Origin of the sequence: Roseovarius sp. MBR-6 (genome assembly GCF_040547525.1) — a bacterium.
GTDB lineage: Bacteria > Pseudomonadota > Alphaproteobacteria > Rhodobacterales > Rhodobacteraceae > Roseovarius.
Map to the genome: position 1 here is coordinate 70,116 of NZ_JBEPPW010000001.1, position 12,560 is coordinate 82,675.

The 12,560-nt window shown below is 64.9% G+C and carries 14 protein-coding genes; 3 read left to right on the plus strand and 11 right to left on the minus strand.

Features of this window, described 5'->3' with window-relative positions:
* Positions 1 to 126 precede the first annotated feature (126 nt).
* Complete coding sequence (uvrA, locus tag ABIE57_RS00380; RefSeq protein WP_354537001.1) at positions 127 to 2,985, plus strand: excinuclease ABC subunit UvrA; 2,859 nt, start codon at positions 127 to 129, stop codon at positions 2,983 to 2,985.
* 100 nt (positions 2,986 to 3,085) lie between these two features.
* Here uvrA and ABIE57_RS00385 read toward each other — a convergent pair whose 3' ends face one another.
* From ABIE57_RS00385 to infC, 4 genes are all read right to left on the minus strand, one after another.
* Positions 3,086 to 3,289, minus strand: a complete 204-nt coding sequence (locus ABIE57_RS00385) for a YgaP family membrane protein (RefSeq protein WP_354537002.1) — start codon at positions 3,287 to 3,289, stop codon at positions 3,086 to 3,088.
* Between the two features lie 96 nt (positions 3,290 to 3,385).
* Complete coding sequence (locus tag ABIE57_RS00390) at positions 3,386 to 4,009, minus strand: J domain-containing protein (RefSeq protein WP_354537003.1); 624 nt, start codon at positions 4,007 to 4,009, stop codon at positions 3,386 to 3,388.
* A gap of 160 nt (positions 4,010 to 4,169) precedes the next feature.
* Entirely contained in the window at positions 4,170 to 4,508 is a 339-nt protein-coding gene (locus ABIE57_RS00395; protein WP_354537004.1) for a DUF4177 domain-containing protein, read from the minus strand.
* A 13-nt stretch (positions 4,509 to 4,521) separates the two neighbouring features.
* Positions 4,522 to 5,151 (minus strand): translation initiation factor IF-3, encoded by a 630-nt coding sequence (gene infC / locus ABIE57_RS00400; RefSeq protein ID WP_454283707.1) that lies wholly within the window; start codon positions 5,149 to 5,151, stop codon positions 4,522 to 4,524.
* A gap of 130 nt (positions 5,152 to 5,281) precedes the next feature.
* Between infC and ABIE57_RS00405 the strand changes: the two genes are divergently transcribed.
* A complete protein-coding gene (locus tag ABIE57_RS00405; protein ID WP_354537005.1) occupies positions 5,282 to 6,049 on the plus strand; it encodes a translation initiation factor 3 in 768 nt (255 codons plus the stop codon).
* 240 nt (positions 6,050 to 6,289) lie between these two features.
* On the opposite strand, the gene ABIE57_RS00410 is transcribed toward ABIE57_RS00405, so the two are convergent.
* From ABIE57_RS00410 to cobA, 6 genes are all read right to left on the minus strand, one after another.
* Positions 6,290 to 7,141, minus strand: coding sequence for a ferredoxin--NADP reductase (locus ABIE57_RS00410; protein ID WP_354537006.1), 852 nt, complete (start codon positions 7,139 to 7,141; stop codon positions 6,290 to 6,292).
* 71 nt (positions 7,142 to 7,212) lie between these two features.
* On the minus strand, positions 7,213 to 7,617 hold the full coding sequence (locus ABIE57_RS00415; protein ID WP_354537007.1) for a DUF934 domain-containing protein: 405 nt from the start codon (positions 7,615 to 7,617) through the stop codon (positions 7,213 to 7,215).
* Positions 7,614 to 8,348 (minus strand): phosphoadenylyl-sulfate reductase, encoded by a 735-nt coding sequence (locus ABIE57_RS00420; protein ID WP_354537008.1) that lies wholly within the window; start codon positions 8,346 to 8,348, stop codon positions 7,614 to 7,616. The genes ABIE57_RS00415 and ABIE57_RS00420 overlap by 4 nt, the downstream gene beginning before the upstream one ends.
* Positions 8,335 to 10,005 (minus strand): nitrite/sulfite reductase, encoded by a 1,671-nt coding sequence (locus ABIE57_RS00425; protein WP_354537009.1) that lies wholly within the window; start codon positions 10,003 to 10,005, stop codon positions 8,335 to 8,337. Before ABIE57_RS00425 ends, ABIE57_RS00420 begins: the two co-directional genes overlap by 14 nt.
* Before the next feature lie 27 nt (positions 10,006 to 10,032).
* A complete protein-coding gene (locus ABIE57_RS00430; RefSeq protein ID WP_354537010.1) occupies positions 10,033 to 10,344 on the minus strand; it encodes a DUF2849 domain-containing protein in 312 nt (103 codons plus the stop codon).
* A 1-nt stretch (position 10,345) separates the two neighbouring features.
* On the minus strand, positions 10,346 to 11,116 hold the full coding sequence (cobA, locus tag ABIE57_RS00435) for a uroporphyrinogen-III C-methyltransferase (RefSeq protein WP_354537011.1): 771 nt from the start codon (positions 11,114 to 11,116) through the stop codon (positions 10,346 to 10,348).
* A gap of 147 nt (positions 11,117 to 11,263) precedes the next feature.
* Here cobA and ABIE57_RS00440 point away from each other — a divergent pair, with 147 nt between their 5' ends.
* Entirely contained in the window at positions 11,264 to 11,725 is a 462-nt protein-coding gene (locus tag ABIE57_RS00440; RefSeq protein WP_354537012.1) for an Lrp/AsnC family transcriptional regulator, read from the plus strand.
* A gap of 72 nt (positions 11,726 to 11,797) precedes the next feature.
* Here the strand turns inward: ABIE57_RS00440 and tpiA are convergent, their stop codons facing one another.
* Positions 11,798 to 12,544, minus strand: coding sequence for a triose-phosphate isomerase (gene tpiA, locus ABIE57_RS00445; protein WP_354537013.1), 747 nt, complete (start codon positions 12,542 to 12,544; stop codon positions 11,798 to 11,800).
* Positions 12,545 to 12,560: the final 16 nt, after the last annotated feature.

Genomic DNA, 12,560 nt, shown 5'->3' on the forward strand with positions numbered 1-12,560 from the left:
GCGCGGGGATGACGGGGGCGGGCAGGCGCGGCGCCTCGTTTCTGCGCGTTCATGCTTCGTTCACAATTTCGGCTTGGACGACTCGCCCCACTCCTCTATGTCAGGACGGGTGGCAAGGGGGCTCTCATGGCCGAACTCAAGACGATCTCCGTGCGCGGCGCGCGCGAGCACAATCTCAAGAACATCGACGTGGATATTCCGCGGGACCAACTCGTTGTGATCACCGGTCTTTCCGGCTCTGGCAAGTCCTCGCTCGCCTTTGACACGATCTATGCCGAGGGGCAGCGGCGCTATGTCGAATCGCTCAGCGCCTATGCTCGGCAGTTCCTCGACATGATGGAAAAGCCGGATGTGGACCACATCAGCGGGTTGTCGCCAGCGATTTCCATCGAGCAGAAGACGACCTCGAAGAACCCCCGCTCCACCGTGGGCACCGTCACCGAGATCTACGACTATATGCGCCTGCTCTTTGCCCGCGTCGGCACGCCCTATTCGCCCGCCACCGGCCTGCCCATCGAGGCGCAGCAGGTGCAGGATATGGTGGACCGGGTGATGGCGATGGAGGAGGGCACGCGCGCCTATCTTCTGGCCCCCATCGTGCGCGACCGGAAAGGCGAATATCGCAAGGAATTTCTGGACCTGCGCAAGCAGGGGTTTCAGCGGGTCAAGGTCAACGGGGCGTTTCACGAGCTCGACGAGCCGCCCGTTCTGGACAAGAAATTCCGCCACGATATCGACGTGGTGGTAGATCGGATCGTGGTGAAAGAGGGGCTGGAGACGCGGCTTGCCGACAGTTTCCGCACCGCGCTCGATCTGGCGCAGGGCATCGCCGTTCTGGAAACCGCCCCGCGCGAGGGAGAGCCGGAGCGGATCACGTTTTCCGAGAATTTCGCCTGTCCGGTCAGCGGCTTCACCATTCCCGAGATCGAGCCGCGGCTCTTTTCCTTCAACGCGCCCTTCGGGGCCTGCCCCGATTGCGGCGGGCTGGGGGCGGAGCTTTTCTTTGACGAGCGTCTGGTCGTCCCCGACGAGGCGCTCAAACTGACCGACGGGGCCATCGCGCCCTGGCGCAAGGGTAAATCGCCCTACTTCACCCAGACGATCAACTCGTTGGCAAAGCATTACGAATTCGACAAGGCGACCGCATGGCGCGACCTGCCCGCCCATGTGAAACAGGTGTTCCTGCATGGCTCTGGCGAGGAGGAGATCACCTTTCGCTATGACGAGGGGGGCCGCGTCTATCAGGTTGCGCGCAGCTTCGAAGGGGTGATCCCCAACATGGAACGGCGTTACCGCGAGACGGATTCGGCCTGGATCCGCGAGGAATTCGAGCGCTACCAGAATAACCGCCCCTGTGGCACCTGCGAGGGCTACCGCCTGCGCCCCGAAGCGCTGGCGGTGCGCATCGCGGGCCTGCATGTGGGGCAGGTTGTGCAGATGTCGATCCGCGAGGCGCATGACTGGTGCGCGACGGTGCCCGCGCACCTCAGCAACCAGAAAAACGAGATCGCGCGGGCGATTCTGAAGGAAATCCGCGAGCGGCTGGGCTTTCTGGTCAATGTGGGCCTCGATTACCTCACGCTGTCGCGCAACGCGGGCACGCTCTCGGGCGGCGAGAGCCAGCGTATCCGGCTGGCCAGCCAGATCGGGTCCGGCCTCACCGGCGTGCTTTACGTGCTCGATGAACCCTCGATCGGCCTGCATCAGCGCGACAACGGGCGGCTTTTGCAGACGCTGCGCAATCTGCGCGATCAGGGCAATACGGTGATCGTGGTGGAGCATGACGAAGAGGCGATCCGCACCGCCGACTATGTCTTTGACATCGGCCCCGGCGCAGGCGTGCATGGCGGGCGCGTGGTGAGCCATGGCACGCCCGAGGCGGTGGCGGCCGATCCGGCGTCATTGACCGGGCAATACCTGTCGGGCACGCGCGAGATCGCGGTGCCCGAGATGCGGCGCAAGGGAAACAAGAAAAAACTTATTGTTGTCAATGCGACAGGGAACAATCTTAAAGCAGTTACCGCCGAGTTTCCTCTGGGCAAATTCGTCTGCGTGACGGGCGTGTCGGGCGGGGGCAAGTCAACGCTGACCATCGAGACGCTGTTCAAGACCGCGTCGATGCGATTGAACGGCGCGCGGCAGACGCCCGCACCCTGCGAGACGATCAAGGGGCTGGAGCATCTCGACAAGGTGATCGATATCGACCAACGCCCCATTGGCCGAACTCCTCGTTCGAATCCAGCCACTTACACCGGGGCCTTCACCCCGATCCGCGACTGGTTCGCCGGTCTGCCCGAGGCCAAGGCGCGCGGCTACAAGCCGGGGCGATTCAGCTTCAACGTCAAGGGCGGGCGCTGCGAGGCGTGCCAGGGCGACGGATTGATCAAGATCGAGATGCATTTCCTGCCCGATGTCTACGTGGAATGCGAGACCTGCAAGGGCGCGCGCTATAACCGGGAGACGCTGGAAATAAGGTTCAAGGGCAAGAGCATAGCGGACGTTCTTGATATGACCGTGGAAGAGGCGCAGGGATTTTTTCAGGCCGTGCCGTCGATCCGCGAGAAGATGGATGCGCTGATGCGTGTGGGGCTTGGCTATATCAAGGTGGGCCAGCAGGCGACGACGCTTTCGGGCGGCGAGGCGCAGCGGGTGAAGCTGTCAAAGGAGTTGAGCAAACGCGCCACGGGCCGCACGCTGTATATCCTCGACGAGCCGACCACGGGTCTGCATTTCGAGGATGTGAAGAAGCTGCTCGAGGTGCTGCACGAACTGGTCGATCAGGGCAATTCGGTGGTGGTGATCGAGCACAATCTCGATGTCATCAAGACCGCCGATCATATCATCGACATCGGCCCCGAGGGTGGTGACGGCGGCGGTGAGATCGTGGCCGAGGGCACGCCCGAAGAGGTGGCGGAAGAACCCCGCAGCCATACCGGGCACTACCTCAAGGAGATACTGGCCGCGCGGCGGGTGGCGGCGGAGTAAGACGCCAGTCTGAACCCCGCCGTCATCCTCCGGCTCGACCGGAGGATCCCGTGCGGCGAGAGACCCTCGGATCAGGTCCGAGGGTGACGCTGCTTGTCAGTCACTTCTTCATCGGGCAGGTGCTCAGCCCAAGGATCGAATAGAGCGGGCAAGAGGACATCAGCCCCGTGACCAGCGGCACGACGCCAATGAGGTAGAGCCAGCTATAGGCCCCGTCCCGGTTGAGAAAGAAGCCGGCCAGCAGCGCGAGGCCGAGGAGAATGCGCAGCGCGCGGTCGGTGGTGCCAACGTTTTTGCGGAGCATGATACTGCCTTTCAAAGCGACCGGACGACAAGCCCGGCTTCATGGCACCATGATCGCATATCGCTCTGCGCGGTTCGGTGATCCTGTCACCAAGGCTCACTTGAAATTGCGGCTGTCCTTCAATTGATCCCAGGCCCAGACCACCTGTTGCAACTGCTCTTCCTGGCTGCGGTCGCCGCCGTTGATATCGGGGTGCAGCACCTTGATGAGCGATTTGTAGGCCTGGCGAAGCTCGGCCTTGGTCCAGCTGTCGGCGGCCTCGAGGATTTCGATCGCGCGGCGTTCGGTCGGCGGCAGCTTGCGCCCGCCGCCCTGCTTGCGGCCGGGATTGCGGGTGGCGTTGTTCCCCAGAACCTGATGCGGGTCCTCGATGCCAAGCCGCGCCCAGGCGCGCGCCTCGGGGTCGGTGAAGCGGCGCGTCTCGCGTTCCCAGACCTTGTCGCGCGACATCTGCGCGTTCAGCTCTGCCTCGGTGGTGCCTTCGAAGAAGTTCCATTTCAGGTTGTATTCGCGCACATGCTCCTGACAGAACCAGAGATAGTCGTCGAGCACGTCCGGCGATTTCGGCGCGCGGTAAAGCCCCGCCTCCTGGCAGCCCGGATGTTCGCACACGCGGGTCGAGGTTTCGGACGCCCCCGACATGCCCCGCCGCCCGCGCGGATTCTTGCGCTTGGCCGACGACACCGACATATCGAAACCGAAAGGATCAGTCTTGGACATTGGCAAACCTCAACGAGTCAGGGCGCAGAGTGTATGCCAAAACGCGCCGATGAGAAGGGGGGCAGGCGAAAAAATCGGTGATATTCTGATGACAAATCCGCCATGCGGCGCCGGGCACGCGCGCGCAAGCGGTTCGAATCACGATGAAAACAGGCGTCGGTCAGTCGGCCCGGAGCACCGGGCGAAGGCTTGAGGCCGCATCCTCGGGCGGCAGGGCCGCCCGCGCCTCGGGCACGGGCGATTGCAGGGGCGCGCGGGGGACGACGTCGCGCGAGAAGACCAGCACCGAGCGATAGACCGTGGCGGTCGAGGTCAGCCCCTGACGTTCCTCACTGGGCAGGATGTCGCTGCGCAGATAGGTCCAGCCCTCGCGCGCCATCTCGTTGAGCACATCCTCCAGCCCGAGCGCGAAACGGCCCTCGGGCGTCTTGACGCCCGGGGCCTTGCGCCCGCGCGTGGGCGCGGGGATGACACGGTATTCGCAGCGCGGCAGGGTCACGGGTGCCGCGCGTTCATTTCGGGCCGGGGCCGATGACCATGATCATCTGTCGGCCTTCCATCTTGGGCATGTTCTCGACCCGGCCCACCTCCTTGACATCGTCGGCGATGCGCTCGAGCAATTCGCGCCCGAGATGCTGATGCGCCATCTCGCGGCCGCGAAAGCGCAGGGTGATCTTCACCTTGTCGCCGCCTTCAAGAAACTTCAGAACATTGCGCATTTTCACGTCATAATCATGCGTGTCGGTGCCGGGGCGGAACTTGACCTCCTTGACCTCGATGATCTTCTGCTTCTTGCGGGCCTCGGCCTCGCGCTTCTGGGTTTCGTATTTGTATTTGCCGAAATCCATGATCTTGCAGACCGGCGGCGTGGCACTGGGAGAGATTTCCACCAGGTCCAGCCCGGCCTCTTCGGCCATTTCCAGCGCGCGTTGCGGGGTCACGACCCCGACATTCTCGCCATCGGCGCCAATCAGGCGGATTTCATCGCCGCGGATACGTTCATTGACGCGGGGGCCGGTTTCGCGCGTGGGGGGCGCATTGTGGGGTCTGCGGGCTATGGCTTTGGTCCTTCGATAGTTGATTTTGCCGGTGTATTCAGGCTGGGCACGGTAAACGCGGGGGCGCGGGCTTTCAAGCGGCAAAATCGGCGGGAGCGGGCCGAAATCAGGGCTTTTTCCCCTTGCGGCTTTTCCCCGGGGGGGCCATCTGTCACACCGGATTGTGAACGGGGGCGTTTTAGGCGCTTTCCCGGCATGGACAGGAGTATGGGTGATGAAAAATCTGATATGGGTCGTTGTTGCGGTCGTGGTGCTGGGGGGCGGCTACATGCTCGTCACCGGCAAGTCGGTCAATGAGGTGGTCGAGAGCGTGACCGAGACCACGCCGGAGGTCGAGGCACCTGCGGCACTGGAAGAGGCCGCGACCGCAGCGGGCGAGGCGGTGGAAGCCGCACAGGACGCCGCAAGCGAGGCTGCGGGGGCCGTGGCCGAGGCCGCAGAAGGGGCCGCAGAAGGGGTTGCAGACGCCGCGACCGAGGCGGTCGGGGCGGCACAGGAGGCCGCGAGCGAGGCCGCGAGCGCCGTGGCCGATACCGCCAATGAAGCCGCCGAGGCGGCGCAGGAGGCTGCGACCGGCGCGGCGGACACGGCTTCCGAGACCGCGACCGAAGCCGCGGAGGCCGCGACCGATGCGGCGTCTGACGCGGTGGATGCCGCGACCGACACGGCGACCGATGCGGCGGATGCCGCCACGGATGCGGCCGATCAGGCGACCGAGAGTGCGACCGAGGCCGCACAAGAGGCGGTGACCGACAGCCTTCCCTCTGCGGAAGAGCAAGCGGCCGCGCAGGCCGCGGCAGAGGTCCCCGAGGCGCTGACCGTGGGCGGGTTCGACCTCGAGCAGGCGCGTAGCCTGATCGAGGGCGCGGGACTTGGTTCGATGCAGGAAACCATGCTTATCGAAGGCATCCGGGCGGCGCAGAACAATCCCGATCTGCTCAAATCCGCGCTTGAGGCGGCCCGCACGGCGCTTGGCTACTGAGCAAGGCCGCTGACACGAAAAAGCCCGCGCAAGGCGATCCTTGTGCGGGCTTTTTCATGCGACGTCATCCTCCGGCTTGGCCGGAGGATCTCCTTGAACGAAAGACCGTCGGGCAACCAGAGACCCTCGGATCAAGTCCGAGGGTGACGGGCGTTTGTGGTCGGCGTCATCCTCCGGCCTGACCGGAGGATCTCTTGCAACAGGAGGCCCTCGGGTCACGTCCGAGGGCGCCATGTTGCCTCAGTCGAGGAACGCCTTTTCCACCACATATTCCCGAGGGGCCGAATTCGCGCCCTCGCGCAGGCCGTAGCCTTCGAGCATGTCCTTGATTTCAAGGTTGAAGGCGAGGTTGCCGCAGACCATGGCGCGGTCGGTTTCCGGCGAAAGCGGGGCCACGCCGAGATCGGCGAACACCTCGCCCTTGCGCATGAGGTCCGTGATGCGGCCCATCTTGGGGCTCTCCTCGCGCGTCGTGGTCGGGTAATAGCGTAGTTTGTCGGCAAAGCCCTCGCCGATCAACTCCTCCAGCATTTCGTCGCTGCGGATGTTGTCGATCAACTCCTTGCCATAGGTCAGCTCGCCCACCTCTCGGCAGGTATGGGTCAGGATCACCTCGTCGTAATCCTCATAGGTCTGCGGGTCGCGCAGCAGCGAGGCGAAGGGGGCGATCCCGGTGCCGGTGGCAAAGAACCAGATCCGCTTGCCCGGCAGGAGCGCATCATGCACCAGCGTGCCCACGGGTTTCGGGCGCAGGATGATCTCGTCACCGGGTTGGATATGTTGCAGGCGAGAGGTCAACGGACCATCCTGCACCTTGATCGAGTAGAATTCCAGTTCGTCATCCCAGGAGGGCGAGGCTATGGAATAGGCGCGCAGGAGCGGCTTTTCGCGGCCGGTCTTCTCGTCCTCTGACATGAGACCGATCATCACGAACTCACCCGAGCGAAAGCGCAGGCTCGTTGGCCGCGTCACCCGGAAGGCAAAGAGCCGGTCGGTGTAGTGTGTCACCCGCGTCACCGTCTGCGCGTCGGGCAGGGCGAGGGTTTTCGGCGCTTTTGCGGTGGCTTGTGTCACGGCGGTCATCTCGTTCATGGTGTCAACTGCCGGTCCATTAAACCGACATCCTCTTTTAATCTTTGACCTAGGTCAGGGGAAGGCGATTATCAGCCGCGCAACCGCGCCTGATAGTCATGCGCTTGCCAGTCGCTGCGCGACAGCCACTGAGCCTCGGGCTGGCGCGCTGCGAGATCGTCGGAAATCTCGACCTCGTCAAACCCGGCGCGCCGCGCCATGGCGTATTGATCGGCGATCACGTGACCATAGGCGCGCAGCCGTCCCTTGTAGCCCATGAGCCGCAATTGCCGCGCGATGGTAAAGCCGCGCCCGTCGGCGACGCTCGGGAAATGCACCTTGATCATCTGCACCTCGGGCAGACGTCCGGCCAGTTCCAGCGGATCGGCGCTGGCGGGCAGAGTGATGCCGACGCCGCGGCGCGCCTCTTCCAGGGGCACGATGGGGGTGGTCCAGGTGTCGGGGCCAAAGCCCGCGTCGGTGACGATGATGGTCATGCGGAAACTCCTCTACGCACCATTTTGCCGTTCGCGAAATGGATGCCACATTCGGTCTTGTCCTGATCGCGCCAGCGGCCGGCGCGGGGGTCTTCATCTGCGCGCACCGGGGTGGTGCAGGGCATGCAGCCAATGGACGGATAGCCCTTGCTGATCAGCGGATGCCGGGGCAGGCGGTTTTCCTCCATGTAGGTTCGGATATCCTCGCGCGCCCAATGCGCCAGCGGGTTGACCTTGAGGCGCCCGGTGCTCTCCTCGACCTCGAAGAACTGAAGCGTGGCGCGGGTGCCCGCCTGATAGCGTTTGCGCCCGGTGATCCATCCGTCAAAGCCGCTCAGGGCGCGCAGCAAAGGCCGGGTCTTGCGCAGGGCACAGCAGGCATCGGTATCGCGCTGATGCAGCGTGTCGTCGGGGTCTTCGCCGCGCAGATCGGCGGGGGCGGCGCGGATGATGCGCAGGTCGCGCAGATTGAGACGCTCGGCCAGCTCCTGCTGATAGACCAGCGTTTCGGCAAAGAGCATCTCGGTGTCGATGAAAATCACCGGCGTCGTGGCGCGCGTGACCGAGACCATGTGCAAGAGCACGACCGACTCGGCCCCGAAGCTGGAGACGAGCGCGAGGTGGCCCGCCTCCGGGTCGCGCAGCGCGTGCTCCAGCACCGAGATCGCCGAATGGTGGCGATAGCGGTCATTGAGCGCGGCAACCCGGCCATGGAGGTCACTCGGCGGCATGGGCGCGCGCCTCCCCGTCGTAGAGCGCGGATTTGAACGGCTCCATCCCGAGGCGATTATAGGCCTCGAGAAAGGTCTCCTCGGGTCCTTCACGCAGGTCGAGATAGGCGAAGATCAGACGCTCCACCGCCGGCACGATCTCGTCATAGGCAAAGCCCGGCCCGGTGCGGGTGCCGATGGCCGTGGTCTCGGACGCATCGCCGCCAAGGGTGATCTGGTAATTCTCCACCCCCGCCCGGTCGAGGCCGAGAATGCCGATATGGCCGACATGGTGATGACCGCAGGCGTTGATGCAGCCCGAGATCTTGATCTGGAGATGGCCCACCTCATGCTCGATCTTGAGCTCTTCAAGCCTTGTAGCGATGCCTTGGGCCACGGGGATGGAGCGGGCGGTGGCCAGCGCGCAGTAATCCATGCCGGGGCAGGCGATGATATCCGAGGCCAGCCCGATATTGGCCGTGCCCAGCCCCGCCTCGCGCAGCGCCGCATAGACGACAGGAATATCGGCGAGCGCCACATGCGGCAGAACGAGGTTCTGCGCGTGGCTCACGCGGATGTCGTTGTGGCCGTAGCGCTCGGCAAGGTCGGCGACGAGGCGCATCTGCTCGGCCGAGGCGTCGCCGGGCGTTGCCCCGTGTGCCTTGAGGCTGATGGAGACGATGCCGTGATCGGCGTGTCTGTGCGGCGTCACGTTGGTATCGGCCCAGGCGCGAAACACCGGATCGGTGTCACGCGCGGAATAATAGGCGGCCGCGTCGCGTTCGGGCAGGGTGGGGGTGACAAAGCGCGCGCGGATATCGGCAAGCCAGTCCTGATCCACGCCCGAGAACACGGCGCGTCGCTGCGGAAAGAGCGTCTCGACCTCATCGCGGAACGTGTCGAGGCCGTTCTCGAACACGGTGATCTTGATGCGTGCCTTGTACTTGTTGTCGCGCCGACCCATGCGGTTATAGGTGGCCAGCACCGCCTCCAGATAGGGCAAGAGGTCCGCCTCGGGCAGGAAATCGCGCAGGAGGCGGGCCACCATGGGCGTGCGGCCCATGCCGCCGCCGACCCAGACCTGATAGCCGCGCGCGCCGTCGCGCTCGACGATGCGCAGCCCGATATCGTGGCTTTTCATCACCGCGCGGTCGGCCTCGGACGCGATCACGGCGATCTTGAACTTGCGGGGCAGGAACTGGAATTCGGGGTGGTCGGTGGACCATTGCCGGATCAACTCTGCCACGGGGCGCGGATCGGTCAACTCGTCCGGCGCAGCCCCCGCAAAGTGATCCGAGGTGACGTTGCGGATGGTGTTGCCGGAGGTCTGGATGGCGTGCATCCCCACCTTTGCGAGCGCGTCGAGCATGTCGGGCACATCGCTCAGTTTCGGCCAGTTATACTGGATATTGGTGCGGGTGGTGAAATGGCCATAGCCCTTGTCCCACAGCTCGGCCAGATAGGCCAGTTGCCGCAGCTTGGCGGGATCGAGAGAGCCATAGGGGATCGCCACGCGCAGCATGTAGGCATGGAGTTGCAGGTAAAGCCCGTTCATCAGGCGCAGCGGACGGAACTCGTCTTCGGTGAGGCTTCCGTCGATGCGCCGCTCGACCTGGGCGCGGAACTGTCGGTTGCGCTCGGCGAGAAAGGCGGTGTCGAAATCGGTGTAGTGATACATGGGTCGCTCCTGCGCGGGTCGCGTGGGTCAGGCGTGGGACAGTCCTTCGGACTGCTTGCCATGAAAGAGGTTCGAGGGGCCCTTGCGGCGGAAATCCTCGCGGAAATGGGCGGGTTCCGGGCCGCTCTCGCCGGGGCGCATGTCGGCCAGATAGGCGCCGACGATTTCACCGGTGCGCGCCTGCGCCTGCAAAAGCCGATAGTCGGCATCGGCCTCGTCGATCAGCAATTCGGCCTCCGAGAGGTGCCGCGTCCAGCGGTCATCGGCGGTGAGATAGACCACGTCGCCCTCGATCAGGGCATTGGCGGTCACGACCTTGGGGGTGAATTCGCGGGCCATGTCAGGCAAGCTCCTGTTGTGTCTGTGACATCCGGGCCTCGGCCGCGCGGGGGCTGAGACCGAGAAAGGTGAGCGCCGGGCCGGTGAGGGCGGCGGCCTTGAGGTCGGCAGGCAAGCATCCCAGCGTGGTGGCAATGACGCGTTGATCGGGGCGGGCGGCGTTCTCGACCACGGTCACGGGCGTGGCGCGGTCCGCCCCGTGCATGATCAGGCGGCCCTGGATGAAGCGCGCGGATTTCTTGCCCATGTAGATCGCGGCCACTTCGCCGGGGCGCGCCAGCGTGCGCCAGTCGTGATCGGCAAAGCCTGCCATGTCGTGGCCGGTCAGAAAGCGCACGGCGGCGTTGCGCCCGCGTCTGGTCAGGCTCTGGCCGATGGCGGCGGCGGCAGCAGAGGCCGCCGTGATGCCCGGCACGATCTCATAGGGCAGGCCTGCGGCCTCGACCGCCTCGATTTCCTCGTCAAGCCGGCCGAACACGACCGGATCGCCGCCCTTGAGCCGCACCACGGTCGCCCCGGTGAGTGCGTGCCCCACGATCATCGCATTGATCGCCTCCTGCGGGGTGGAGGGGCCGAACCCCTCCTTGCCCGCCGCGATGAGGTGCGCACCCGGCCGGGCAAGTGCGAGTATATCCGCATTGACCAACCGGTCATGGATCACCACATCCGCCGCCGCGAGAAGACGCAGCGCCTTCACGGTCAGCAGATCGGCGTCGCCGGGGCCTGCGCCGACAAAGGCGACAGGGGCGGTCGGGGGTGTGGTGGCGGGCATGGCGGCAGCGTGTCCGGGGTTGTTTGACTTCCTCTTCAATATAGGAAATATTCCCGGCTAAAGGCCATATGCGGCGCTTAATAAGGATGTTTATTCCGTATTCGACCGCAAGGTGGCAAGGCTTCCCTCGATTGGAGGAAATTTGGAATGCCCGTCCGCATCGACGATCTCGACCGGAAAATCCTTGCGCAACTGCAAGAGGATGCCGGACAATCGCTTGACGATATCGCGCGCAATGTCGGCTCCTCCAAGACGCCGGTCTGGAATCGCATCCGCAAGCTGCGTGAGGCGGGCGTGATCCGGCAGCAGACCTGCCTGCTCGATGCCGAGGCCCTTGGGCTGGAGGCCTGTTTCTTCGTGCTGATCCGCACCTCGGAACATGAGGCCGCCTGGCAGGCGCGGTTTCTGGAGACCCTGAACAAGCGCCCCGAGGTGATGGAAGCGCATCGGCTGGCGGGCGATATCGACTATATCCTCAAGGTGCGCGTGGCCAATGCGCGCGCCTATGACGTGTTCTATCAGGCGCTGATCGCGGAGGTGAAGATCCACAACGTCACCGCGCTATTGTCGATGGAAGAGATCAAATCGACCACGATGCTGCCGGTCTGAGCGGGCAGGGGGCGCTGCCCCCGCCGGCCCTGCGGGCCGACTCCCCCGGAGTATTTCCGGAACAGTGAAGCCTCAGGTGGCCCCGAGGGCGGCGATGATCGGGGAAAACGCTTCTGCCGTGAGGCTTGCGCCGCCGACAAGCGCGCCATCGACCTCTGCAATGGCGAAGATCTCGGCGGCGTTGGCCGGCTTCACCGAGCCGCCATAGAGCAGGCGCAGGGTGCCCGCCTCCTCTGCGCCGAGACGGTCGGTCAGGACCGCGCGCAGCACGCCATGCACCTCGGCGATCTGCGCGCTGCTGGGCGTGAGCCCGGTGCCGATGGCCCAGACCGGCTCGTAGGCGATCACGGCATTGGCGGCGTTGGCGGTCTCGGGCAGCGAGGCGCGCAATTGCTCGGTCACGACGGCGAGGGTCTGCGCGGCTTCGCGCTCGGCCAGGGTCTCCCCAAGGCAGATCACCGCGATGAGGCCCGCAGCATGGGCGGCGCGCGCCTTCTGCGCGACAAGCGCGCTGGTTTCCCCGTGATCGGCGCGGCGCTCGGAATGACCGAGAATGACCGCGCGCGCACCCGCATCGGCCAGCATCGGGGCGGAGATGTCACCGGTATGCGCGCCCGAGGGGGACGGGTGACAATCCTGCGCGCCGAGCATGAGGGCGCTCTGCGCGGCAATCGACGCCGCCCGGGCCAGAAGTGTCGCGGGCGGGCAAATCAGGATATCGACAGAGGGGGCGGGATGCGCGGCGGCGAGTGCGGCGATCTCGGCCAGGCTGTCCCCGGTGCCGTTCATCTTCCAGTTTCCGGCAGCCATCTTTCGCATATTCGGATTACCTTTG

Bases quoted from the DNA above. Each gene is read 5' to 3' on its own strand.
- ABIE57_RS00385 (WP_354537002.1), bottom strand. From the start codon at position 3,289: ATGCTCCGCAAAAACGTTGGCACCACCGACCGCGCGCTGCGCATTCTC.
- ABIE57_RS00415 (WP_354537007.1), bottom strand. From the start codon at position 7,617: ATGACCATCATCGTCACCGACGCGGGCTTTGGCCCCGACACCTGGACC.
- ABIE57_RS00405 (WP_354537005.1), top strand. From the start codon at position 5,282: ATGAAAAATCTGATATGGGTCGTTGTTGCGGTCGTGGTGCTGGGGGGC.
- ABIE57_RS00390 (WP_354537003.1), bottom strand. From the start codon at position 4,009: ATGTCCAAGACTGATCCTTTCGGTTTCGATATGTCGGTGTCGTCGGCC.
- tpiA (WP_354537013.1), bottom strand. From the start codon at position 12,544: ATGCGAAAGATGGCTGCCGGAAACTGGAAGATGAACGGCACCGGGGAC.
- cobA (WP_354537011.1), bottom strand. From the start codon at position 11,116: ATGCCCGCCACCACACCCCCGACCGCCCCTGTCGCCTTTGTCGGCGCA.
- ABIE57_RS00425 (WP_354537009.1), bottom strand. From the start codon at position 10,005: ATGTATCACTACACCGATTTCGACACCGCCTTTCTCGCCGAGCGCAAC.
- ABIE57_RS00420 (WP_354537008.1), bottom strand. From the start codon at position 8,348: ATGCCGCCGAGTGACCTCCATGGCCGGGTTGCCGCGCTCAATGACCGC.
- uvrA (WP_354537001.1), top strand. From the start codon at position 127: ATGGCCGAACTCAAGACGATCTCCGTGCGCGGCGCGCGCGAGCACAAT.
- ABIE57_RS00410 (WP_354537006.1), bottom strand. From the start codon at position 7,141: ATGAACGAGATGACCGCCGTGACACAAGCCACCGCAAAAGCGCCGAAA.
- ABIE57_RS00440 (WP_354537012.1), top strand. From the start codon at position 11,264: ATGCCCGTCCGCATCGACGATCTCGACCGGAAAATCCTTGCGCAACTG.
- ABIE57_RS00430 (WP_354537010.1), bottom strand. From the start codon at position 10,344: ATGGCCCGCGAATTCACCCCCAAGGTCGTGACCGCCAATGCCCTGATC.